Origin of the sequence: Vibrio splendidus 12E03 (assembly GCF_000272105.2) — a bacterium.
Taxonomy (GTDB): domain Bacteria; phylum Pseudomonadota; class Gammaproteobacteria; order Enterobacterales; family Vibrionaceae; genus Vibrio; species Vibrio splendidus_I.
The window spans coordinates 31,951-55,925 of sequence record NZ_AJZD02000207.1; the positions used below are offsets into that span (position 1 = coordinate 31,951).

General features: G+C 45.7%; 20 protein-coding genes. 18 read left to right on the forward strand and 2 right to left on the reverse strand.

Annotated features, from left to right (window positions below; genetic code table 11):
- Positions 1–102 precede the first annotated feature (102 nt).
- The 3 genes from recO (at position 103) to acpS (ending at position 2,041) form a co-directional block, all read left to right on the forward strand.
- Complete coding sequence (gene recO / locus A142_RS13990) at positions 103–831, forward strand: DNA repair protein RecO (protein WP_019826299.1); 729 nt, start codon at positions 103–105, stop codon at positions 829–831.
- Positions 828–1,565, forward strand: coding sequence for a pyridoxine 5'-phosphate synthase (gene pdxJ / locus A142_RS13995; protein WP_019826301.1), 738 nt, complete (start codon positions 828–830; stop codon positions 1,563–1,565). Before recO ends, pdxJ begins: the two co-directional genes overlap by 4 nt.
- Positions 1,566–1,660: 95 nt before the next feature.
- Positions 1,661–2,041 (forward strand): holo-ACP synthase, encoded by a 381-nt coding sequence (gene acpS, locus A142_RS14000; RefSeq protein WP_019826303.1) that lies wholly within the window; start codon positions 1,661–1,663, stop codon positions 2,039–2,041.
- Positions 2,042–2,150: 109 nt separating this feature from the next.
- Here acpS and barA read toward each other — a convergent pair whose 3' ends face one another.
- Positions 2,151–4,964 (reverse strand): two-component sensor histidine kinase BarA, encoded by a 2,814-nt coding sequence (gene barA, locus A142_RS14005; RefSeq protein WP_019826305.1) that lies wholly within the window; start codon positions 4,962–4,964, stop codon positions 2,151–2,153.
- Positions 4,965–5,129: 165 nt separating this feature from the next.
- Here barA and rlmD point away from each other — a divergent pair, with 165 nt between their 5' ends.
- From rlmD to rpoS, 13 genes are all read left to right on the forward strand, one after another.
- Positions 5,130–6,449 carry a 23S rRNA (uracil(1939)-C(5))-methyltransferase RlmD gene (rlmD, locus tag A142_RS14010; protein ID WP_019826307.1) on the forward strand — a complete coding sequence of 440 codons (1,320 nt, stop codon included), beginning with the start codon at positions 5,130–5,132 and terminating at the stop codon, positions 6,447–6,449.
- A gap of 134 nt (positions 6,450–6,583) precedes the next feature.
- Positions 6,584–8,806, forward strand: coding sequence for a GTP diphosphokinase (relA, locus tag A142_RS14015; RefSeq protein ID WP_029405716.1), 2,223 nt, complete (start codon positions 6,584–6,586; stop codon positions 8,804–8,806).
- A 262-nt stretch (positions 8,807–9,068) separates the two neighbouring features.
- Positions 9,069–9,866 (forward strand): nucleoside triphosphate pyrophosphohydrolase, encoded by a 798-nt coding sequence (mazG, locus tag A142_RS14020; protein ID WP_029405717.1) that lies wholly within the window; start codon positions 9,069–9,071, stop codon positions 9,864–9,866.
- A 150-nt stretch (positions 9,867–10,016) separates the two neighbouring features.
- A complete protein-coding gene (locus A142_RS14025; protein WP_019826311.1) occupies positions 10,017–11,657 on the forward strand; it encodes a CTP synthase in 1,641 nt (546 codons plus the stop codon).
- A gap of 81 nt (positions 11,658–11,738) precedes the next feature.
- Positions 11,739–13,037, forward strand: coding sequence for a phosphopyruvate hydratase (gene eno, locus A142_RS14030; protein WP_017059033.1), 1,299 nt, complete (start codon positions 11,739–11,741; stop codon positions 13,035–13,037).
- A gap of 410 nt (positions 13,038–13,447) precedes the next feature.
- Positions 13,448–13,729: a cell division protein FtsB gene (gene ftsB, locus A142_RS14035; RefSeq protein ID WP_010435786.1), complete on the forward strand. Its 282-nt coding sequence runs from the start codon at positions 13,448–13,450 to the stop codon at positions 13,727–13,729.
- On the forward strand, positions 13,729–14,430 hold the full coding sequence (gene ispD, locus A142_RS14040; RefSeq protein ID WP_019826314.1) for a 2-C-methyl-D-erythritol 4-phosphate cytidylyltransferase: 702 nt from the start codon (positions 13,729–13,731) through the stop codon (positions 14,428–14,430). The genes ftsB and ispD overlap by 1 nt, the downstream gene beginning before the upstream one ends.
- A 2-nt stretch (positions 14,431–14,432) precedes the next feature.
- Positions 14,433–14,912 (forward strand): 2-C-methyl-D-erythritol 2,4-cyclodiphosphate synthase, encoded by a 480-nt coding sequence (ispF, locus tag A142_RS14045; protein WP_004739053.1) that lies wholly within the window; start codon positions 14,433–14,435, stop codon positions 14,910–14,912.
- Positions 14,913–14,934: 22 nt separating this feature from the next.
- Entirely contained in the window at positions 14,935–15,981 is a 1,047-nt protein-coding gene (gene truD / locus A142_RS14050) for a tRNA pseudouridine(13) synthase TruD (RefSeq protein ID WP_029405718.1), read from the forward strand.
- Between the two features lie 81 nt (positions 15,982–16,062).
- Complete coding sequence (gene surE / locus A142_RS14055; protein WP_029405719.1) at positions 16,063–16,806, forward strand: 5'/3'-nucleotidase SurE; 744 nt, start codon at positions 16,063–16,065, stop codon at positions 16,804–16,806.
- Positions 16,807–17,433, forward strand: a complete 627-nt coding sequence (locus A142_RS14060) for a protein-L-isoaspartate(D-aspartate) O-methyltransferase (RefSeq protein ID WP_019826319.1) — start codon at positions 16,807–16,809, stop codon at positions 17,431–17,433.
- Between the two features lie 35 nt (positions 17,434–17,468).
- Positions 17,469–18,383, forward strand: coding sequence for a murein hydrolase activator NlpD (nlpD, locus tag A142_RS14065; protein WP_029405720.1), 915 nt, complete (start codon positions 17,469–17,471; stop codon positions 18,381–18,383).
- A 98-nt stretch (positions 18,384–18,481) separates the two neighbouring features.
- The gene (rpoS, locus tag A142_RS14070) at positions 18,482–19,462 is read left to right on the forward strand and encodes an RNA polymerase sigma factor RpoS (protein WP_017059027.1); all 981 of its coding nucleotides are present in this window, start codon (positions 18,482–18,484) and stop codon (positions 19,460–19,462) included.
- Positions 19,463–19,602: 140 nt separating this feature from the next.
- On the opposite strand, the gene mutS is transcribed toward rpoS, so the two are convergent.
- Positions 19,603–22,164 (reverse strand): DNA mismatch repair protein MutS, encoded by a 2,562-nt coding sequence (mutS, locus tag A142_RS14075; RefSeq protein WP_019826322.1) that lies wholly within the window; start codon positions 22,162–22,164, stop codon positions 19,603–19,605.
- A gap of 124 nt (positions 22,165–22,288) precedes the next feature.
- Between mutS and pncC the strand changes: the two genes are divergently transcribed.
- Both pncC and recA read left to right on the forward strand, forming a co-directional pair.
- Positions 22,289–22,783 carry a nicotinamide-nucleotide amidase gene (gene pncC / locus A142_RS14080; protein WP_029405721.1) on the forward strand — a complete coding sequence of 165 codons (495 nt, stop codon included), beginning with the start codon at positions 22,289–22,291 and terminating at the stop codon, positions 22,781–22,783.
- A 139-nt stretch (positions 22,784–22,922) separates the two neighbouring features.
- Positions 22,923–23,963, forward strand: coding sequence for a recombinase RecA (gene recA / locus A142_RS14085; protein WP_029405722.1), 1,041 nt, complete (start codon positions 22,923–22,925; stop codon positions 23,961–23,963).
- Positions 23,964–23,975: the final 12 nt, after the last annotated feature.

Consider the following 23,975-nt stretch of genomic DNA (forward strand, 5'->3'; position numbering starts at 1 on the left):
TATATTGAACGTCACTTTCTGAGATTAAGAAAGTTGAACTGAAGATAAATCCAAGAGAGAGTTCGCACTCTCTCTTTTTGTATCTGTAATAAGGGTGAGTGATTGAGCGAAGGGTTACAGCGATGCTTTGTGTTGCACCGTCGACCATACAGTGAGTCGAGCCTGATCTTGGACGTCTTCAGCGAAGAGTTCGGTCGGGTGACGTTGATGTCTAAAGGCGCTCGCAGCAAGCGTTCTAATTTGAAAGGTGCATTACAACCTTTTACGCCGCTACTGCTTAAGTGGTCTGGTAATGGTTCGATGAAAACCTTACGCCAAGCTGAACCCATCAGCTTGGGGCTTCCTCTCGCCGGTATTAATCTGTATTCAGGCATGTACGTGAACGAGCTTATCGGTCGCGTATTGATGGCGGAAGTACCGATGCCTGCACTTTTTCACGACTATCTTCATGCTTTAACAGAGCTGGCGCATAATGATAATCCTGAGCCAGCACTGCGCCGCTTTGAGCTGGCTCTATTATCCGCTATGGGTTATGGCGTCGACTTTTTACACTGCGCGGGTACTGGCGAAGCGATCGATCCGAGCATGACTTATCGCTATCGAGAGCAGAAAGGTTTCATCGCTTCGGTGCGTCGAGACAACCTGACTTTTATGGGCGATGAACTTATCGCAATCAGTGAACGTAGGTTTATCACTAAAGAGCAGTTAAAAGCGGCAAAACGCTTTACACGCATAGCCTTAAAGCCGTATCTTGGCGGCAAACCATTAAAAAGTAGAGAGCTATTTATGCCAACAATAGCCCTCTCTAGAGCACGGAGTATTGGAAAATGAGCTCAATCCTTTTAGGCGTTAATATCGACCATATTGCAACACTACGTAATGCACGTGGTACTAAATACCCAGATCCAGTACACGCAGCTGAAATTGCTGAACGTGCGGGTGCTGACGGCATTACTGTTCACCTGCGTGAAGACCGTCGTCATATCGTTGACCGCGATGTACGTATTCTGGCTGAAACACTTCAGACTCGTATGAATTTGGAGATGGCAGTAACGGATGAGATGGTTCAAATTGCCCTCGCTACTAATCCTGAGTTTGTTTGTCTGGTTCCTGAAAAACGTGAAGAGCTAACCACTGAAGGTGGCTTGGACGTGGTTGGTCAACTTGAAAAGATCAAAGCGGCGACGGAAAAACTGTCTGCTGCTGGCATTAAAGTATCTCTGTTTATCGATGCTGACCGTGAGCAAATTGACGCAGCAAAAGCGTGTGGCGCACCGTTCATTGAACTGCACACTGGCCATTATGCCGATGCTAAAACAGAAGAAGATCAACAAGACGAGCTGAAAAAGATTGCTGCAGGCGCAAGCTACGCGGACGATCTTGGTATCACAGTCAATGCGGGTCATGGTCTGACTTACCACAACGTCGCACCGATTGCGGCTCTTCCTGAGATCTACGAGCTGAACATCGGTCACTCGATCATGGGACGCGCAGTGTTTGATGGTTTGAACAAAGCCGTTGCAGACATGAAAGCCGTGATGGAAACAGCACGCAACAACGCTTAGTCCTTTAACTAGTCATTAGTTTAGCAGTAAGCGTTAAGCGGTTAATCAGTAGAATCGATAAAGTTAATAGATAGAAGTTTGGTAGTAGGGTAAGCATGGCTGTTGTTGGACTAGGTACAGATATCGCAGAAATTGAGCGTGTTGAAAAGGCATTATCACGAAGTGGTGAGGCATTTGCTCAGCGTATTCTTACGGAATCTGAGTTTGAAGTTTTTCAGCAGCTCAAGCAAAAAGGTCGCTATCTTGCTAAACGTTTTGCTGCCAAAGAAGCAGCATCAAAAGCGCTGGGCACGGGCATTGCTAAGGGTGTCACCTTCCATGATTTTGAAATATCAAATGATGAGCATGGTAAGCCGGTGCTGTGCTTACACAATAAAGCTTTAGAGATTGCACAAGCGAGTGGCACAACATCGATTCACCTGACTATTTCAGATGAGCGTCATTACGCCGTGGCGACGGTACTCTTTGAGTCGTAATCGCTACTCATCCTGATGTTCATTAACTACTGAGTAAATAGAACAAACAAAAAAGCAGAGCTTATTACGCTCTGCTTTTTTATTTCCTTGAAATTGAGGCTAAATCAATCTATTCACTGGTTGGTTTCAAGTAGTGAATGGCCGTCGCTTGAACCTTATCTAGCTCATCTTGAAGCTCAAACAGCTCCGGTTCAATGTCCTCAACAGAAGTGCCTGAACGCAGCTCCTTCTCTATCGTCGCACAGACCGATTTTAGTCTTGGTACGCCACTGTACGAGCTGCTGCCATGCATCTTGTGGATGATGTGTATCAGCTCTTCAACTGGGTAGTCACTGTCTTCTATCGCTTTGTCTGCTGCCTCATACACCTCTGGAATAAAGTCTACGAGCATTTGCAACATATCGCGTGCGAGGTCTTCTTTATTGGCGGCTTGTTTCATCGCAGCTTGCCAATCAATGATGATGTTTGTGTGCACGCTGACTTCAGTTTCTGACACCGGAGCGTTGTCGACTTCAGCAGAGACCGCTGGGTGGTCTGGATCTATTTTTTCGATGTGCTCAACCTCAGAGGTCGAGCTCCAATGAATCAGAACCTGTTGTAAAACATGCTCTTCAATCGGTTTGGTTAGGTAGTCATCCATGCCCGCTTCAAGCAGTCGATCTCGTTCGCCAATCATTGCATGTGCAGTCACGGCAATTACAGGCGTGTTCGCATTGTTCGCCAGTTTTTTGATGTTCTGACAAGCGGTCACACCGTCCATCTGTGGCATTTGAATATCCATGAAGATGATGTCAAATGGCGTCTCTGTCGCTTTGTCTATCGCCTGCTGACCACTGGTACAACTGATGACGGTTTCTACTCGCTCTTTGAGCAGTGCGGTGATCAGTTTTAGGTTGGCTGGGTTGTCGTCGACCGCCAATACCGTAAGCGGAAGCTTCTCTTCTGAATGTGTCTCAATCGCTGGTGCAATCAAGGTTGGTGCCTGATTCGATACCAGAGTTTGCAGTAACTTCTTACGAGAAAGAGGTTTAGTGATGCACTGAACATCGACCTCTTTCATTAGTTGCTCACCTAACGCTAGCTCGGTACTTGGTGTACCAATAATCACGTTTTGAGCAATCTTCTTCGCACCTATCGCCCAACCACTCACGGTATCAAATTGATATTCTTGGTTGGCGGCTAGGTTAAGCAGAACGTAGTCATACGAGGTGGTCTCGTCTGGCATCACCGAACGATACGTTACCACTAAGCCTTCTTGAGTTAGGATTTGCTGAGTAATCGATGCCGCTTGCATGTTTGGCTCGATAAGCAGCAGTTGTTTGTCTTGCAGACACTGAGTCTCAATCAGCTCAGTCATCGGCATATCAGTCGTTGATAGTCTCAAGGTGAACCAGAAGGTGGAACCTTGGTGCAGACGACTGGTTAGGCTGATCTCTCCGCCCATTTGGCTGACCAGTTTTTGGGTGATAACCAGACCTAAGCCTGTACCACCATAACGACGAGAGATACTTGCGTCGGCTTGGCTGAAGGCTTGGAACAGCTGAGCTTGTTGACGCTCAGAAATACCAATACCCGTATCGCGAACCATGAATTGTAGCTCGATGTTGTCTTCGCTTTGTGAGCGAAGCTCAACGCTGATATCAATGTTGCCGCGCTCGGTAAACTTAATTGAGTTACCCACTAGGTTAGTCAGGATTTGTTGAATACGCAGTGGATCACCCACCACGCCTGGCGGCACTTTAGGATCGATCTTCAGTGTCAGCTCTAGACCTTTCTCATGAGCATTGGTTGCTTGAAGGTTTACTACCTCTTCAAGGCTGGCTTGGAACTCAAATGGAATGTTCTCTAGCGCTAATTTACCGGCTTCAAGTTTCGAGAAGTCCAAGATATCGTTGATGATGCTAAGCAGGTTATTTGCCGAACGTTCAATGGTTTGCAGGTAATCGGTTTGACTGTTCGATAGGTGAGTCTTGAGCATCTGACGAGTAAAGCCAATCACACCGTTCAGAGGCGTTCTCAGTTCGTGAGACATATTCGCTAAGAACTCAGATTTAACACGAGCCGCTTCTTGAGCGCGTTTTTTCGCAATGTCTAACTCAACGTTTTGAATCTCTAGTTGCTCAAGGGTTTCACGCAAGTCTGATGTGGCTTGGTCGATACTGTGCTGCATCTCGACGTGATATTCTGATAGCGATACCGCCATCGCATTGATACCGTTTTTCAGTGAGTCTAGCTCACCATGCATCTTACCTTCGATACGTACATCTAGGTGACCACGACGAATTCGGTCGACCATATTTTTCATGTGCGTGATCGGTTGAGTCACATCGTGCATTAAGCGAAACGCAAACACGCCCGATAAACCAAGCCCGAGAATCAATACCAAGAAGGCAGAGAATACTTCTTGATATTGCTGCAATCGAAGTGATGACAGATCTAACTCAATCGCAATATAGCCGATCGCTTGATTGGCTTGAGATTGACCGTTGGCTGAGTTGATGTACTGTCCTTCGGCGATGATAGGCGTCCGCAGGATCAGCGTGTTATCGAGCAGATTCGATGAGCTTAAATGCGGGATCGGTTTATCTTTGGGATAGGTTAGGCTTTCAAAATCGGGGTGGAAGTTTGAGGTTACAAATAACTCATGACGTTCATCAAACACCGCGATACTGCGCACCAGCTTAGAGTTCTTTCGATGCGCATAGCTAATAAGCTGACGAACAGACTCTCGACTTTCGAGCTTCATGCCTGATTCACTCGCAATCGCAAGTGGTTCAATGATGCTAGTACCAGTGTTAACCACCTGACCCTCAAGGTCTTGATAGCGGTTAAATGAGAAAAATGCACTCAATAGCAACCCAATAATCAGGGTTGGAGCTAGAGTTAAGGTAATTACACGGGCTCTTAAGCCATATCTGGTCATGTTCTTTAATTACATCGAGGTCTGGATATGGGAAAATAACGCACACAATGGCGGTTAAGTGAACGGTAAGCTTAATCAAAGCCGTGACGTTCGACAATGATTCCAAGACAGAATAGTGAGTCCTGGATACCAATTACTTATTAAAAGATACATTAGGCACAAGCAATGGCACGTTTTTTCCAACCAAAAAAGAAAACTCAACTCGAGACCAAGCATCAATCGGTTTTGGTTGAACGAATGGATCACAATGGCGCTGGCATCGCTTATCAGAAGAATAAACCGGTTTTCATTGATGGCGCATTGCCAGGTGAGCAGGTGGTCATTCAACTTACTGAGAGCAAAAGTAAGTTTTCGCGAGCAAAGCTCATCAAATTGTTGAAGCCGAGCGAGCAGCGTTTAAAGCCATTTTGTAAGCACTTTAATCAGTGTGGTGGTTGTCACCTTCAGCATCTCGGTTATTCTTCTCAGGTTGAGCATAAATCGCAATCTCTGACCCACCTGATGAGCCAATACCAAACGGCTAATACTGAAGTTGCACAACCTATTATTGGTGATGAAACCGGTTATCGACGTCGCGCACGTATCAGCCTATTTGTTGATAAGAAGACACAGCAGCTTCAATTCGGTTTCCGTAAGAAGCAGAGTAAGCAGATTGAAAACATCACCGACTGTGCCGTGCTTGATCCTCGCCTTAATGTATTGCTTCCAAAACTGAAAAATTTACTGAACACTTTCAACAGCCTTACGTCTTTAGGACACGTTGAATTGGTGTTGGGCGATACTGGCCCTGTTATGGTGCTACGTCACCTTAAGCCTTTGGTTGAAAAAGATGAGCAAGCGCTGATTGCGTTAGCAAAAGAAGAAGGCGCTACGCTGTACTCGATGCCTGAAACCGATAAGTTGGTTCGTTTAGTAGGCGATGCACCTTCTTATAGCGAAACTGGCGTGACGTTACCGTTTGAGCCAAACCACTTTATCCAAGTAAACCAGAAAGTGAATCAGCAGATGGTGGCTCAAGCGATTGAGTGGCTAGAGCCTCAAGCGGATGAGCGAGTGCTCGACCTATTTTGTGGTCTCGGTAACTTCAGTTTGCCTATCGCGCAACAATCGGCGTTTGTGGTTGGTGTAGAAGGCGTTGATGAAATGGTTCAGCAAGCCACATCTAATGCAGCGTTAAACCAGTTAAGTAATACGGAATTTTACCAAGCTAACCTTGAAGAAGACTTATCTTCACAGCCTTGGGCAAAAGAGAAATTCGATAAAGTATTGCTGGACCCGGCACGTGCGGGAGCGAGTGGGATCGTTGATCAAATTTCAGCGTTAGGAGCGAAGCGTGTGGTTTATGTTTCGTGTAATCCTGCTACTCTAGCTAGAGATTCTGAGAGCTTAGAAAAACAAGGCTATCAATTAGCCAAACTGGGTATGTTGGACATGTTCCCACACACCAGTCATCTCGAATCGATGGCTCTCTTTATCAAGGCTTAGAGGCCCTTAAACAAGGCTTCAAATGAATCACAAAGGCGCAGGGAAGCCTGCGCTGATATCAATATGGTCGAACTAACTTGGAACCAGTTAGTCATATTGAATTGGGTGTAAAACATAATAACTAGGAAGGCATGATGGTTGCGGTACGAAGCGCACATTTAAACCCAAGCGAACAGTTTGAGCTAGAAAGTTGGATTGCGTCATTGAATCAAGACGCAAAAACCTCGAATAAACTGATCAAAGTTTATCGTCACTGTGAAGAGCTATTAAAAGATCACGAGCAAGCGTCGCTCTTGCTTTGGCGTGGCCGCGAGATGATCGAAATCTTGGTTACGCTGTCCATGGACCGTGCCACTTTAATTGCAGCGCAACTTTTCCCCGTAGTCTCAAGCGGCGTTTTTGAGCGTGAAGCTTTTGAAGAAAGCTACGGTAAAGAAACCGTAAAGTTGATCGATGGCGTTGAAGAAATGGCGGCCTTAGGCCAGTTAAACGTGACTCTTGAAGGCAGTGCTGCCTCGGGTCAAGTTGATAACGTTCGCCGTATGTTACTGGCAATGGTCGACGACTTCCGCTGCGTAGTCATCAAACTCGCTGAACGAATCTGTAACCTTATTGAGGTGAAAAAAGCGCCTGATGCTGTGCGTCGCGCGGCAGCAAAAGAGTGTTCTAACATCTACGCTCCGCTTGCTAACCGTTTAGGTATTGGTCAGCTTAAGTGGGAAATCGAAGATTACGCATTCCGCTACCAACAGCCAGACACTTACAAGCAGATTGCTAAACAGCTGTCTGAGCGTCGCATCGTACGTGAACAATACATTAAAGATTTCGTTGACGACTTAACGGCTGAAATGAAGCGTTCAAGCATCAATGCTGAAGTCAGCGGTCGACCAAAACACATCTACAGTATCTGGCGTAAGATGCAAAAGAAAGGCTTGGACTTCGATGAGCTTTTTGACGTGCGTGCGGTACGTATCATCGCCGATCAGCTCCAAGACTGCTATGCCGGCTTAGGTGTGGTTCATACCAAATACAAACATCTACCAAGTGAATTTGATGACTACGTGGCGAACCCTAAGCCAAATGGTTACCAGTCTATTCACACCGTGGTTCTGGGCCCTGAAGGTAAGACCATTGAGATTCAAATCCGTACCAAGCAAATGCACGAAGATTCTGAATTGGGTGTAGCTGCACACTGGAAGTACAAAGAAGGTGCTTCAAGCGGACGCAGTGGTTACGACGAGAAAATCACTTGGTTGCGTAAACTTATCGATTGGCAAGAAGAGATGTCGGATTCTGGCGAGATGCTGGATGAAGTTCGTAGCCAAGTATTTGATGATCGCGTATATGCCTTTACACCGCGCGGTGACGTGGTCGATCTACCTATGGGTGCAACCCCACTGGACTTCGCTTACCACATCCACTCGATGGTTGGACACCGCTGTATCGGTGCCAAAGTAGCAGGCCGTATCGTACCGTTCACTCATAAATTATCGATGGGTGATCAGGTTGAAATCATTACTCAGAAAGAACCGAACCCATCACGTGATTGGTTAAACCCAACCACAGGTTTTGTTCATTCAGGTCGTGCTCGCGCGAAGATTAACGCATGGTTCCGCGCGCAAAGTCGTGAGAAGAACCTCGAAGCGGGTCGAGACATCCTTGAGGCGGAACTTGCGAAAGTGGGTGCAACCTTAAAAGATGCCGACCAATACGCACTGAGGCGCTTTAACGTCAACACGCCAGATGAGCTTTATGCTGGTATCGGCAGTGGCGACTTGCGCATTAACCAAGTGGTTAATCACATCAATGCGTTGGTGAATAAGCCTACGGCGGAAGAAGAAGACAAGAAAGCGCTAGAGAAACTGCTTGAGTCGGAAAACAAACCAGCACAACAGAGTCGTCCAAAGAAAGACGCGGTAGTGGTTGAGGGCGTTGATAACTTAATGACACACCTAGCTCGTTGCTGTCAGCCAATCCCAGGTGATGTGATTAAAGGTTACATCACTCAAGGTCGTGGTATCTCAGTTCACCGTGCTGACTGTGAACAGTTGAGTGAGTTAAGCCTGCACGCACCAGAACGTATTATTGATACAGTCTGGGGCAATGGCTTCGTCGGTTCTTACATCCTAACGCTGCGTGTTGAAGCACTGGAGCGTAATGGCTTGCTGAAAGACATCACCTCACTGTTCTCGAACGAGAAGATCAGCGTGACGACAATGAAGAGCCGCATCGACTATAAACGTCAGCTATCGGTAATGGATTTCGATTTGGAAGTGACCAATATTGAGATTCTGAGTCGAGTGACCAGTCGAGTAGAGCAAATTAAAGATGTCATGTCGGTTAAACGCCTAGGCTAACTTTCACGTTGCATTAGTCACTTTTACTGCGTTAACTGCGCTTTCTTGTTCCATCACATAGGCGAGCTATGCTCAGGAATCGCGAAAGCTTGTTGCTTTGTTAAAGTAACAACTGCTTAGTGAAAGATGCGTAATTTAGAGAATTAGACAGTATCAACAAAGGTGAGTGGTTTTGGCTGCTCACCTTTTTTAATATCAGTACCTTTTAGTTTTAGAAGACGTTATAAATTTAAAAATCAAAGACAGTAATAGGAAGAAAACGATGAATCACCCGATTGAACAACTTGAACAGATCATGACTAAGCTGCGCGATCCAGAAGGTGGCTGTCCTTGGGATTTAAAACAAAATTTTGAAACAATTGTCCCGCATACTATCGAAGAGACCTACGAAGTGGTGGATGCGATTCACAACAAAGACTGGCCGAATCTACAAGAAGAGTTGGGTGACTTGTTGTTTCAGGTGATCTTCTATAGCCAGTTAGCGAAAGAACAGGGACTGTTTGAGTTCTCTGATGTGGTTGATGGCATCAATGAGAAGCTAACACGACGTCACCCGCATGTGTTCTCTGATACCGAGTTTGCTAGTGATGAAGAAATCAATGCCAACTGGGAAGCGGAAAAAGCCAAAGAAAAAGCACAAGCAGGCAAAACTCAAGAAAGTATTCTAGACTCAATACCAAACTCTCTACCTTCGCTTTCGCGTGCTACAAAGATTCAAAAGCAGGTCGCGAAATTTGGCTTTGATTGGGACTCAATTGGCCCAGTCGCGGATAAGGTATTAGAGGAAGTTGACGAGGTGCTGGAAGAGGCGCTTCAAGTTACACCTAACGAAGATTTGGTTGAAGAAGAGTTGGGTGATTTGCTGTTTGCGACGGTCAATTTGGTGCGACATTTAGGTAAAAATCCAGAAACGGCGCTGAACAAAGCCAATCTGAAGTTTTCACGTCGCTTTAAAGGGGTGGAACAAAAAGTTCGTCAGCAAGATAAAAATTTGACCGATTTTTCACTACAACAGCTTGATTCCATGTGGGATGAAGTCAAAGTGGCGGAGAAAAGATAACCAAAGCTTTTATCATGAATTGATTTGAAGCAAAAAATAAAAAATAGCAGTGTGATAGATTTCACGTTGTGGCGATAAGGGGCTTCTGGTATATTTTCATCCCGTCCAGAAGTAGTCCATTTCCCTCATTCAACCAATTTCAGGTTAAACATGACGACAAATTACATTTTTGTTACTGGCGGGGTTGTATCCTCTCTAGGTAAAGGTATTGCTGCAGCATCTCTTGCGGCTATTTTAGAAGCTCGTGGTCTTAAAGTGACTATGATGAAGCTTGACCCTTACATCAACGTTGATCCAGGCACTATGAGCCCGACTCAGCACGGTGAAGTGTTCGTTACGGAAGATGGCGCTGAAACAGACCTTGACCTTGGTCACTATGAGCGATTCATTCGCACCAAGATGACTAAGCGTAACAACTTCACTGCAGGTCGTGTTTACTCAGACGTACTCGCTAAAGAGCGTCGCGGTGATTACCTAGGTGCAACTATTCAGGTTATCCCACACATCACTAACTCTATCAAAGAGCGTGTAATTTCTTGCGCAGCTGGCCACGATATCGCGATCGTTGAAGTTGGTGGTACGGTTGGTGATATCGAATCTCTACCATTCATGGAAGCGATTCGTCAGCTAGCAGTAGAACTAGGCCGTGAACGCGCAATGTTCATGCACCTTACTCTAGTGCCATACCTAGCAGCTGCGGGCGAAGTGAAAACTAAGCCGACGCAACACTCTGTAAAAGAGTTGCTGTCTATTGGTATTCAGCCAGACATCCTAGTTTGTCGTTCAGACCGCAACATTCCTTCGAACGAGCGTAAGAAAATTGCTCTGTTCTGTAATGTGCAAGAAAATGCAGTTATTTCTATGCGCGATGTTGACTCTATCTACAAGATCCCTCAGCTTATTAAAGCTCAAGGCACTGATGAACTTGTATGTAAGCGTTTTGGCATCACAGCTCCAGAAGCAGATCTGTCTGAATGGGAACAAGTAATTTACGAAGAAGCTAACCCAACGGGTGAAGTGACGATTGGTATGGTTGGTAAGTACATTGAACTACCAGATGCATACAAATCAGTAAATGAAGCGCTAAAACACGCAGGCTTGAAAAACCGCCTAAGCGTTAATATTAAATACGTAGATTCACAAGACGTTGAGTCTCGTGGCGTAGAAGTTTTAGAAGGCCTAGATGCAATCCTAGTTCCTGGTGGCTTTGGTGACCGTGGTGTTGAAGGTAAGATTCTTGCTGCTCAATACGCTCGTGAAAACAAAGTACCGTACTTAGGTATCTGTCTAGGTATGCAAGTAGCGCTTATCGAGTACGCTCGTAACGTTGCGAAAATGGAAGGGGCACACTCTTCTGAATTCTGTACTGAAACTAAGTACCCAGTAGTTGGTCTTATCACTGAGTGGACTGATGGCGAAGGTAAAGTTGAAGAGCGTACAGAATCATCTGACCTAGGCGGCACAATGCGTCTTGGTTCACAGCTTTGTCACCTAGCGAAAGGGACTAAAGCTTACGAATTATACGGTAGCGCGACGATCCATGAACGTCACCGTCACCGTTACGAAGTGAACAACAATCTTCGTCCACAAATCGAAAAAGCGGGCCTAAAAGTATCGGGTCTATCTGCGGACAAGAAACTGGTTGAAGTTATTGAGAACCCGAACCACCCATGGTTTGTTGCTGCTCAATTCCACCCAGAGTTCACTTCAACACCTCGCGATGGTCACCCATTGTTTGCAGGTTTCGTTAAAGCGGCTGGTGAGTTCCAGCGCGGCGAGTTAGAAAAGTAAAAAGGAATACAGGTAGCTGCGTAAGTTGTGCTGCTACCTTTAAATTTGACATTTATATATTCAACGAGAAGGAAACATTCAATGTCTAAGATCGTTAAAGTTCTAGGTCGTGAAATCATCGATTCACGTGGTAACCCAACTGTAGAAGCTGAAGTACACCTAGAAGGCGGTTTCGTAGGTATGGCTGCTGCTCCATCTGGCGCATCTACTGGTTCTCGCGAAGCTCTTGAGCTACGTGACGGCGACAAATCACGTTTCCTAGGTAAAGGTGTTCTTAAAGCTATTGAAGCTGTAAACGGCCCAATCGCTGAAGCTCTAGTTGGTACTGACGCTAAAGCACAAGCTGACGTTGACCAAATCATGCTTGACCTAGACGGTACTGATAACAAGTCTAAGTTCGGCGCGAACGCTATCCTAGCTGTATCTCTAGCTAACGCAAAAGCTGCTGCTGCTGCGAAAGGCATGCCTCTATACGAGCACATCGCTGAGCTAAACGGTACTGCTGGTCAGTTCTCTATGCCTCTACCAATGATGAACATCATCAACGGTGGTGAGCACGCAGATAACAACGTTGACATCCAAGAGTTCATGATCCAACCAGTTGGCGCTAAAACTCTTAAAGAAGGTCTACGTATCGGCGCTGAAGTATTCCACAACCTAGCTAAAGTTCTTAAGTCTAAAGGCTACAGCACTGCAGTTGGTGATGAAGGTGGTTTCGCTCCTAACCTTAAATCTAACGCTGAAGCTCTAGAAGTTATCGCAGAAGCTGTTGCAGCTGCTGGTTACGAACTAGGTAAAGACGTTACTCTTGCTATGGACTGTGCAGCATCTGAGTTCTTCGACAAAGAAGCTGGCATCTACAACATGAAGGGCGAAGGTAAAACTTTCACTTCTGAAGAGTTCAACCACTACCTAGCTGAGCTAGCGAACAACTTCCCAATCGTTTCTATCGAAGACGGTCTTGACGAGTCAGATTGGGATGGCTTCAAGCACCAAACTGAACTTCTAGGCGACAAGCTTCAAATCGTTGGTGACGATCTGTTCGTTACAAACACTAAGATTCTTGCTGAAGGTATCGAGAAAGGCGTAGCTAACTCTATCCTTATCAAGTTCAACCAAATCGGTTCTCTAACAGAGACTCTAGCTGCTATCAAGATGGCTAAAGACGCTGGCTACACTGCAGTAATCTCTCACCGTTCTGGCGAAACTGAAGATGCAACTATCGCTGATCTAGCGGTAGGTACAGCTGCAGGTCAAATCAAAACTGGTTCTATGAGCCGTTCTGACCGTGTTGCTAAGTACAACCAACTTATCCGTATCGAAGAAGCTCTAGGTTCTAAAGCTCCTTACAACGGTCTTAAAGAAGTTAAAGGTCAATAATTCCTAGCGAATTGTTAATCTAAGCTTTTTAAATGCCTCGCTTATGCGGGGCATTTTTTTGCCTAAAATTCGTCATTCCCTAGACTGACGAAGGAAGGAATAGGGAATCTCTTATTTACCTTTGACTCCATAGATTCCCAACTCAGTCGTTCCTCCTTCTTGGGAATGACGAGAGTATGTGGCTTAGGGAAGGTGCTATCTCTTTGAGTTTTTTGTCTGCAGTGATTTGTATTACCCGTCATTCTCGAGACCGACGGAGGAGGGAGTCGGGAATCTCATTGTGGATTTCGAATAACAATAATTCCCCGACTTATTGATTCCCTGACACCACATATCTCGCACCAATAAGCTCATTATGGTATATATGTGCCTTATTCTAGTTCCTTCTTTTTCAACCGGCGAAAGGTGTTATGCGAATTTTTGCTTTAGTACTGCTCATAGTGTTTGGCTGGCTACAACACACACTGTGGCTCGGTAAAAATGGTATCTCTGATTACTACGGTGTGAACAACGAAATCCAAGTTCAACAGCAAGTAAATGAAAAGCTGCATATTCGAAATGCAGAAATGTTTGCTGAAATTGACGATCTACGCCAAGGCTTAGACGCGATAGAAGAACGCGCACGTCATGAACTTGGAATGGTCAAAGAAGGTGAAACGTTTTATCGCATCATTGGTGAGGAATCCCATTAATGTCGACTCAACTTCAAAGCGTGATTGCCGTTGTACCTGCGGCGGGCGTCGGTAGCCGAATGAAGGCAGACCGCCCTAAGCAATATCTCAAGATTCACGGCAAAACAATTTTAGAGCACACCATTGAGAAATTACTGTCTCACCCACAAGTCGCTCAAATTGTCGTTGCGATCAGCGATGATGACCCATACTACCCTGATCTAGCACTCAACCTGAACCCGCAAGTGATCAGAGTGTCAGGCGGAAGCGAGCGAGCAGACTCTGTACTCTCTGCGCTAAACTATATCGCTGAGCAGCAGCTTAGTGATTGGGTAATGGTTCACGATGCGGCAAGGCCGTGTGTTCAGCTAAGTGATATCGACAAGCTAATTTCCGGTGCAATGAGCCATGATGTGGGCGCTATTTTAGCGGCTCCAGTGCGTGACACGATGAAGCGCGGTGCCCAAGGGCAGATTGAGCATACCGTTGAGCGTGCCGATTTATGGCATGCACTTACTCCACAAATGTTCAGAGCAAAGCCTCTGTGGAAGGTATTAAGTGAGGCGTTGCAACAAGGCGCTTCAATTACTGATGAAGCCTCAGCCTTTGAATGGAAAGGTTTATCGCCCGCTTTAGTGGCAGGGCGCTCAGATAATTTTAAGATTACTCAGCCTGAAGATTTAGCGCTTGCTGAGTTCTATTTAAGTCAGAATAAGGAATAATGATGATTCGTATTGGCCATGGCTTTGATGTACATAAGTTTGGTGGTGAAGGCCCTGTAATTATTGGTGGTGTAAGCATCCCTTACGAGCAAGGTCTTATTGCCCACTCAGACGGTGATGTAGCCCTTCATGCGTTGTGTGACGCTCTATTAGGTGCGATTGCTGCGGGTGATATTGGTCGTCATTTCCCTGATACCGATGACGAATGGAAAGGCGCGGATAGCCGTGAACTACTGAAAGATGTTTACCGTCGAGTAAAAGAACAAGGTTACGTGATTGGTAATGCTGATATTACTATCATGGCGCAAGCTCCAAAGATGGCGCCTCATATAGACTCTATGTGCCAAGCTATTGCTCAAGACCTAGAAACCAGCATTAGCAATGTGAATGTAAAAGCGACGACCACAGAGCGTTTAGGTTTTACAGGTCGCAAAGAGGGCATCGCATGTGAAGCGGTGGTCCTAATTACTAAAAGTGCGTAAGCACCAACACGAAAAGAACAGCATGTCAGATATTTTATCTTCATTGGCTTATCTAAACGGTAAACCAACTGCGAAAGCAAAACTAAAAGCAAAAGCCGAACACTTTGTCGTTAATGAAGACTTGGGTTTTGAGTTTACTGGTGAAGGCGAGCACCTAATGGTTCGTATTCGTAAAACTGGTGAAAACACGAGCTTCGTAGCAAACGAGCTGGCTAAAGCTTGCGGTGTTAAGTCGAAAGACGTGAGCTGGGCAGGTTTAAAAGACCGTCACGCGGTGACTGAGCAGTGGTTGAGTGTACACCTACCAAAAGGTGAGCCTGACTTTTCAGCTTTCTTAGCACAGTACCCAAGCATTGAGATCTTGGCGACAGCACGACACAACAAAAAGTTACGTCCGGGTGATTTAGTTGGCAACCAATTCGAGCTGACTTTGTCTGAAGTAACAGACTGTGATGATGTCGTAAAACGTTTGGAAAAAGTCGCTCAAGTCGGTGTGCCAAATTACTTCGGTGCTCAGCGTTTTGGTAATGAAGGTAACAACTTATCTGAAGCTCGTCGTTGGGGCCGTGATAACGTTCGTACTCGTAACCAGAATAAGCGCAGCTTGTACCTTTCTGCGGCTCGCTCGTGGATTTACAACCTGATCCTGTCAGACCGTATTGAGCAAGATGCGTTTGCATCGGCATTGGTTGGCGATATTGTCATGAAAGACGGCGCTCAACTAGCGGTAACAGCGGACAATATCGAAGCAGTAAACCAAGACATCGCGAATGGATCTGCATTGGTTACTGTTGCTTTGGCTGGCGATAATACTTTGCCAACGACTGATGAGTCTCAAGCGTTAGAGCAAAAACATCTTGATTCTGAACCTGACCTAATGGCGCTGATTCGCGGTAACCGCATGCGTCATGACCGTCGTGAAGCATCGTTAAAACCAACCGATTTAACTTGGGAAGTGAACGAAGATAATGTCACTCTTAAGTTCTCTCTAGACGCAGGTTGTTTCGCAACTGCTATCGTTCGAGAGTTGGTTGAAGAAGTACACGTAGAAAGAACCTACGAGCAATAACGATTCTGCTTGGAGCTGGGTCACTTGATATTGGAATTTAAGTGGCTTGGCTTAGCATGGGAACAAAAGAAAGGATACAAGATGAAGATTTTACTCAGCAATGATGATGGTGTGCACGCTCAAGGTATTCATGAGCTGGCAAATGAGCTACGTGATCTTGCTGAAGTTATCATTGTTGCCCCTGACCGTAATCGCTCGGGTGCGTCAAATTCATTAACTTTAGAACAGCCTCTGCGTGTTCAAGAGATTGCTGAAAATACCTATTCGGTACAAGGAACACCGACCGACTGTGTGCATTTTGCGTTAAACGAACTGCTAAAGAATGACATGCCTGATCTGGTATTAACGGGCATTAATCACGGTGCTAACCTGGGTGATGACGTGCTTTATTCCGGCACGGTGGCAGCAGCAATGGAAGGGCATTTTCTAGGTGTTCAATCGGTAGCGTTTTCTCTGGTGGGAAAAAAACATTTTAAGACAGCGGCAGCGATTGCTCGTCGTATTGTCGAACAACATTTAGCAAACCCAATCCCGACCAATCGCTTGTTGAACGTGAACGTTCCTGATTTAGCCTTAGAACAACTGTCTGGTACTCAGGTGACACGCCTAGGTGCTCGTCATCACGCTGAAGATATGATCAAGCAAAAAGACCCGCGTGGTCACGATATCTATTGGCTCGGCCCTCCGGGCAAAGAGCAAGATGCCGGTGAAGGCACCGATTTTTACGCGATTGAGCATGGCTTTGTGTCGGTAACACCGTTGCAGGTTGATCTGACGGCGCATGAGTCGTTGGGCGCGATGGCAACATGGTTAGGGGGGAAGTAAGTGAGTAATCCGCAAGCTGAGCGTTTAATTACTTTTCTGATTGAAAATGGCATCCGAGATCAAAAGGTTCTTGATGCTATTTACCAACTGCCGAGAGAGAGCTTTTTATCACAGGCGATGTACCATCAAGCTTATGACAATAATGCGCTGCCGATCGGACAGGGTCAGACAATCTCCCAACCATACATTGTTGCCAAAATGACAGAGCTGCTTGAGTTACAACAAGATAGCCGCGTTTTGGAGATTGGAACGGGTTCTGGCTACCAAACCGCGGTATTGGCTCAGCTTGTTGATCATGTCTATTCGGTTGAAAGAATAAAGTCGCTACAATGGGATGCTAAACGCAGGTTGAAGCAACTCGATTTCTACAATATTTCAACTAAGCACGGTGATGGTTGGCAAGGGTGGTCTTCAAAGGCGCCTTTTGATGCGATTATTGTTACCGCTGCTGCAGAGTCGATTCCTCAAGCGCTTCTGCAACAGCTGAAAGATGGTGGTCGTTTACTGATTCCTGTAGGGGATGATGAACAACAACTGTTGAAGATCGTTCGTCACGGCGATGAATTTTTATCGAGTGTTATCGAAATGGTGAGATTTGTACCTCTTGTTCCTGGTGAACTAGCTTAATAACAAGACTATTGGTGTAGGTGGATAGAGAGTCGATGCGTTCGAAGTTGTTTAAAGGAAGTACTTTACTGCTTAGCTGTGCCCTTGTTGGGTGTGCAGCAAATTCGCCTGCGCCCGTTTCAAACCTAAACAAGAATTACTCATCGATTGATCGTGGTAGTTATCGTGGCAGTTACTATGAAGTTAAAAAAGGCGACACCCTTTACTTCATTGCTTATGTCACCAATAAAGACGTTAAAGACCTCATCGGTTATAACAAGTTGTCTGCTCCTTACACTATCCACCCAGGGCAGAAGCTTAAGTTATGGCGTCCTAGCTACAACGCGCCAGCGTATGGTAAGTCAACGGTAGCGGCAGCAGCAGTTGCTGCGCCTGTCGCCGCATCCACAACGTCATCTACGGCAAGTAAACCAAAAACCACACCACAAAAGAGTAAAAACTCTAAACCGGCTCCAGCTCAAACTACCACCAAAGTGGTGAAAAAAGATCCACCAAAGAAGGTTGAACAATCCAAATCAAAGGAGTATGTTGGTTCTAAAGGTAAACAGAATGTTACACCGTCCACCAAACCAACAAGTGATAAAGTATCCAAATGGTTATGGCCAACTAAAGGGAGAGTAATCAAGAATTTCTCTGTAGGCGAACAAGGAAATAAAGGCATAGACATAGCAGGACAGCGAGGTCAGCCAATAGTATCTACTGCAGGGGGAACGGTTGTTTATTCGGGTAATGCACTACGAGGCTACGGCAATCTAGTGATTGTGAAGCACAATGATAATTACTTAAGTGCATACGCGCATAACGACCGACTATTAGTATCTGAAGGGCAAAGTGTGAAACCAGGGCAGAAGATTGCAACAATGGGAAGTTCTGGAGCCAGCAGTGTTAGGCTGCACTTTGAGATTCGTTACCAAGGTAAATCCGTTAATCCAAAACGATATTTACCTTAAATACAATATGCAAAAATTACGTATTGTATGGAGTGACATAGTCATTTAGCGACATATGAAGTTGTAATGTCATGCTAATTTCGCCAGGGGGAGGCGTTATGAGTATAAGCAATGCAGTAACCAAAGAAGAGTTCGATCTTGACCAAGCAACCACGGAACCGGAAGCTCTTGGAAAAGCAAAACGAACAGTCACTAAGAAAACCGAAGCAAAAGAAGAAGTTGAAGTTACGTCTAAAAGTTTAGATGCCACTCAACTCTACTTAGGCGAAATCGGTTTCTCACCACTACTAACCGCTGAAGAAGAAGTGCTATACGCACGTCGAGCTCTACGCGGTGATGAAGCAGCACGTAAACGCATGATCGAAAGTAACCTGCGTTTGGTGGTAAAAATTTCACGTCGTTATAGCAACCGCGGCCTTGCACTTCTCGATCTAATCGAAGAAGGCAACCTAGGTTTAATTCGCGCCGTAGAGAAGTTTGATCCAGAGCGTGGCTTCCGCTTCTCAACTTACGCGACATGGTGGATTCGTCAAACCATTGAACGTGCGTTAATGAATCAGACTCGCACTATCCGTTTGCCAATCCATGTTGTGAAAGAGCTGAACATCTATCTGCGTACCGCAAGAGAGCTATCACAAAAACTTGATCATGAACCAACGGCGGAAGAAATTGCTTCTAAGCTAGATAAGCCTGTTGGTGATGTGAGTAAGATGCTTCGTCTAAACGAACGAGTGAGCTCTGTTGATACGCCAATTGGTGGTGACGGTGAGAAAGCACTGTTGGATATTATTCCAGACATCAACAATTCAGATCCTGAGGTTTCAACTCAAGATAGCGATATCAAGAACTCACTGATATTCTGGCTTGATGAACTGAATCCGAAGCAGAAAGAAGTGCTTGCACGTCGATTTGGACTACTAGGCTATGAACCGTCAACGCTAGAAGAAGTTGGCCGTGAAATCAGCCTGACTCGTGAGCGAGTTCGTCAAATCCAAGTTGAAGGTCTTCGCCGTCTACGTGAGATTCTGATCAAGCAAGGTCTGAACATGGAAAACCTGTTCAACGTAGAAAACGACTAATTGAACGGATGATGCTTCTCTAAATAGAAGACAAATAAAAACGCTGACTTTAAGTCAGCGTTTTTTTGTTTGTGGCTTTGGTATTTCATGCCGTCTAATGAAAATAGCAGTACGGCCATAACAAGCTACTTGGTAAGAAACTAAAGCAGCTTCTTCAAGCGGTAAAGTTCTTCTAATGCTTGGCGAGGAGTTAGATCATCAGGATCAACATTCGCTAGTGCTTGCTCCACTTCACTCGGTTCAGGGATCAGGCTAAGTTGGTTCGCGATATCAACACCACTTGGCTTCGATGTCGGAGACTCAATACTCAATGCCTCGAGCTGTGTTAGCTTCGCGCGAGCGTTCTTGATCACTGCTTTTGGTACACCCGCTAACCCTGCAACTGCTAGGCCGTAAGATTTACTTGCCGCGCCTTCTTGAACTGCGTGCATAAAGGCAATGCTGTCGCCGTGTTCTACTGCGTCTAAGTGGACGTTGGCCAGCGTTGGAAGTTGGTTCGGCAGTTCAGTTAGCTCAAAATAGTGCGTTGCAAACAGAGTCATCGCATTGATCTGATTCGCTAGCCATTCCGCGCTTGCCCACGCCAGTGATAGACCATCGTAAGTACTGGTACCACGGCCGATTTCGTCCATTAGCACAAGGCTATTTGGTGTCGCGTTGTGCAGAATGTTTGCGGTTTCTGTCATCTCAACCATGAAGGTTGAACGACCCGAAGCCAAATCATCGGATGCGCCAATACGAGTAAAGATACGGTCGATAGAACCAATCGTCGCGCTTTCTGCTGGAACATAACAACCGATATGAGCCATCAGCGCAATGAGTGCGGTCTGACGCATGTAGGTCGACTTACCACCCATGTTTGGGCCTGTAATGATCAGCATCTTACGTTGATCGTTGAGGTCGATAGGGTTAGCAATAAAGGGTTCGTCCATCACTTGTTCAACTACGGGGTGACGACCCGCCTGAATTTGTACACCAGCAGACTCTGTCATGGTTGGACGACAGTAATCAAGGGTGTCTGCACGTTCAGCTAAGTTCTGTAGAACATCAAGCTGAGATACTGAAGAGGCGATATTTTGTAGGCGCTCTAGATACGGCAGTAGTAAGTCAAACAACTCTTCCCACAGCTGTTTCTCGATAGCGAGTGCTTTCGACTTAGAGTTAAGTACTTTGTCTTCGTGCTCTTTTAGCTCAGGAATGATGTAACGCTCAGCATTTTTCAGCGTTTGACGACGAACATAGTGTGGCGGCACAAGATGGCTTTGCCCACGGCTTACTTGAATGAAGAAACCATGTACGTTGTTGTAGCCAACTTTTAGCGTGTCGATGCCATGACGTTCACGCTCTTCTTGCTCAAGCTTATCAAGAAACTCGGTTGCGCCTGCTGCAAGGTCGCGCCATTCGTCTAACTCGGCATTGTAGCCTTCTGCAATCACACCACCGTCACGGATAACGACCGGTGGGTTCTCTTTGATTGCACGCTCAAGCAGCTCAGAAACCTCATCCACAGGAGAAGCATATTGAGCAAGTTGAGTTAGGTATGGGTGCTTCAGTTGCGTCAGTGTTTCAGCAAGCTCTGGCAAATATTCCATTGCTTGGCGAAGACGCGCCATATCACGTGGACGAGCAGAGCGAAGTGCTAACCGAGCAAGAATACGTTCAATATCACCAATCTGCTTTAAGGTTGGCTGTAGCTCTGTGAATAGAGCCAAATCTTTCATTTCACCAATCGCATCTAGGCGCTGATCGAGTGCAGAGATATTGCGCATTGGTTGATGTAACCAGCGCTTAAGCATACGGCTACCCATTGCTGTCGCAGTGTGATCAAGTACTTCGGCAAGGGTGTTATCAGTACCACCACCAAGATTTTGCGTGATCTCTAGATTGCGTCGAGTCGCAGCATCAAGGATCACCGAGTGATCTTGCTTATCCATCGTCAAAGAACGGATATGTGGAAGGGCAGTACGTTGGGTATCTTTCACATATTGGATCAAACAACCAGCCGCACATAGACCCAGTTTCGCGCTTTCTACGCCAAAGCCAACCAGATCGCGAGTACCAAACTGCTTATTCAATTGCTGCTTAGCGGTGTCTAATTCAAATTCCCATATAGGGCGGCGGCGGTTGCCATTACGGCTTGCCATTAGATTGACTGGCTCGAAATCTTCAGGGAACAGTAGCTCACGAGGCGAGGTTCTCTGCAGTTCTGCGGCCATTGCTTCTTCGGTTTCTGGCTCACAAAGTTGGAATCGACCGGAGGTAATATCCAATGTCGCGTAACCAAACTTACCGTTGTGATGGTAGATGGCAGCAATCAGGTTATCAACGCGCTCAGAAAGTAATGCCTCATCGGTCACGGTACCGGGTGTAACGATACGTACAACAGCTCGCTCAACAGGGCCTTTTGAAGTTGCTGGATTACCAATCTGTTCACAAATTGCTACGGATTCACCAAGTTGCACTAACTTTGCAAGGTACCCTTCAACGGCATGGTAAGGAACACCCGCCATAGGAATAGGTTCACCGTTTGATGAACCGCGTTTAGTCAGTGAAATATCGAGGAGTTGAGAAGCTTTTTTAGCATCATCGTAGAAAAGCTCGTAGAAATCGCCCATGCGGTAGAACAGCAGAATTTCTGGGTTTTCTGCTTTCAGTTTTAGGTACTGCTGCATCATAGGAGTATGTTTTTGATCGGCTTTCACAGTTAACTTCTTTCGTTTATTTCTATTGCGGCTTAGGATACGTGAAAGCGTTTCGTGCGAAAAGCGGCTGATGCGAAAAGATGCGAATCCAAATGATATGACAGTAAATAAAGGGAAGCTGATGATGCAGATGACTCAAGACCTTAGTGAACAGCTCGGACATTTACTCGCTAAACACAAACACGTGTTAGTGACGGCTGAATCTTGCACTGGCGGCGGTGTAGCAACAGCTGTCACCGATATTGCGGGCAGCTCTGGGTGGTTTGATCGCGCTTTTGTTACGTACAGCAATGAAGCCAAACAAGAGATGATAGGTGTACAACTTAAAACCTTAATTGAGTTCGGCGCTGTGAGTGAGCCTGTCGTAATAGAAATGGCGAGCGGGGCATTGCAACATTCAAACGGGACTATCTCTGTATCAATCAGTGGTATTGCTGGCCCAGGCGGCGCGACCAAAGATAAGCCTGTTGGTACAGTATGCTTCGCGTGGAAAGCGCTAAATGGCTGGGATAAAGTAGAAACGCATGTATTTACAGGCGACAGATCACAAGTACGCCAACAAGCCACGCACCATGCCCTGCAAGTTATTTATGATTACCTATCAATGGAAGGTAAGTAACATTTGTACAAATTATTTTCATACAGGTATAGACACTGTATGAATCAACAGTATAATGAAAGCCAATTAGTCACCCCTATGTGGGTTAGAAATAGATTCTAGATCGCTTGTTGAGACAACCGATTATGTGGAGATAGAAATGGACGAGAATAAACAAAAAGCGTTAGCCGCAGCCCTTGGTCAGATTGAAAAGCAATTTGGTAAAGGTTCTATCATGCGTCTTGGTGATAACCGCACAATGGACGTAGAAACTATTTCTACAGGTTCTCTATCTCTAGATATCGCACTAGGTGCTGGTGGCCTACCGATGGGACGTATCGTAGAAGTTTACGGTCCTGAATCATCAGGTAAAACAACGCTAACGCTTGAGCTTATTGCTGCAGCACAGAAAGTGGGCAAAACGTGTGCATTCGTTGATGCGGAGCACGCACTAGACCCTATCTATGCTCAAAAGCTTGGTGTTGATATCGATGCACTTCTTGTTTCTCAACCAGATACGGGTGAGCAAGCGCTTGAAATCTGTGATGCACTGGCTCGTTCAGGTGCAATCGACGTTCTTGTTATTGACTCAGTAGCAGCACTAACACCAAAAGCAGAAATCGAAGGCGAAATGGGCGATAGCCACATGGGTCTTCAGGCTCGTATGCTTTCTCAAGCAATGCGTAAGCTGACGGGTAACCTTAAGCAGTCTAACTGTATGGCTATCTTCATTAACCAAATTCGTATGAAGATTGGTGTGATGTTCGGTAACCCAGAAACAACAACAGGTGGTAACGCACTTAAGTTCTACGCATCTGTTCGTCTTGATATTCGCCGTACTGGTGCGATTAAAGATGGTGATGAAGTTGTTGGTAACGAAACTCGTATCAAGGTTGTTAAGAACAAGATTGCAGCACCATTTAAACAAGCTGAAACTCAAATCCTTTACGGTAAAGGCTTTAACCGCGAAGGTGAGCTTATCGACTTAGGTGTTAAGAATAAGCTAGTAGAAAAAGCGGGCGCTTGGTACAGCTACAAAGGCGATAAGATCGGCCAAGGTAAAGCTAACGCTGGTAAATACCTACGTGAAAACCCAGAAGTTGCTCTAGAGATCGATACTAAACTTCGTGACTTGCTACTGACTCCTGCTGTTTTAGAAGAGAAAGAAGCAGAGAAAGAAGAAGAGAACGAAGAGTTTTAATCTAAATCGTTA

Coding starts and splice junctions, on each gene's coding strand:
- barA (WP_019826305.1), bottom strand. CDS start 4,964: ATGACCAGATATGGCTTAAGAGCCCGTGTAATTACCTTAACTCTAGCT.
- ispF (WP_004739053.1), top strand. CDS start 14,433: ATGATTCGTATTGGCCATGGCTTTGATGTACATAAGTTTGGTGGTGAA.
- rpoS (WP_017059027.1), top strand. CDS start 18,482: ATGAGTATAAGCAATGCAGTAACCAAAGAAGAGTTCGATCTTGACCAA.
- acpS (WP_019826303.1), top strand. CDS start 1,661: ATGGCTGTTGTTGGACTAGGTACAGATATCGCAGAAATTGAGCGTGTT.
- mazG (WP_029405717.1), top strand. CDS start 9,069: ATGAATCACCCGATTGAACAACTTGAACAGATCATGACTAAGCTGCGC.
- pdxJ (WP_019826301.1), top strand. CDS start 828: ATGAGCTCAATCCTTTTAGGCGTTAATATCGACCATATTGCAACACTA.
- relA (WP_029405716.1), top strand. CDS start 6,584: ATGGTTGCGGTACGAAGCGCACATTTAAACCCAAGCGAACAGTTTGAG.
- truD (WP_029405718.1), top strand. CDS start 14,935: ATGTCAGATATTTTATCTTCATTGGCTTATCTAAACGGTAAACCAACT.
- ispD (WP_019826314.1), top strand. CDS start 13,729: ATGTCGACTCAACTTCAAAGCGTGATTGCCGTTGTACCTGCGGCGGGC.
- recA (WP_029405722.1), top strand. CDS start 22,923: ATGGACGAGAATAAACAAAAAGCGTTAGCCGCAGCCCTTGGTCAGATT.
- surE (WP_029405719.1), top strand. CDS start 16,063: ATGAAGATTTTACTCAGCAATGATGATGGTGTGCACGCTCAAGGTATT.
- nlpD (WP_029405720.1), top strand. CDS start 17,469: ATGCGTTCGAAGTTGTTTAAAGGAAGTACTTTACTGCTTAGCTGTGCC.
- eno (WP_017059033.1), top strand. CDS start 11,739: ATGTCTAAGATCGTTAAAGTTCTAGGTCGTGAAATCATCGATTCACGT.
- pncC (WP_029405721.1), top strand. CDS start 22,289: ATGCAGATGACTCAAGACCTTAGTGAACAGCTCGGACATTTACTCGCT.
- ftsB (WP_010435786.1), top strand. CDS start 13,448: ATGCGAATTTTTGCTTTAGTACTGCTCATAGTGTTTGGCTGGCTACAA.
- rlmD (WP_019826307.1), top strand. CDS start 5,130: ATGGCACGTTTTTTCCAACCAAAAAAGAAAACTCAACTCGAGACCAAG.
- A142_RS14025 (WP_019826311.1), top strand. CDS start 10,017: ATGACGACAAATTACATTTTTGTTACTGGCGGGGTTGTATCCTCTCTA.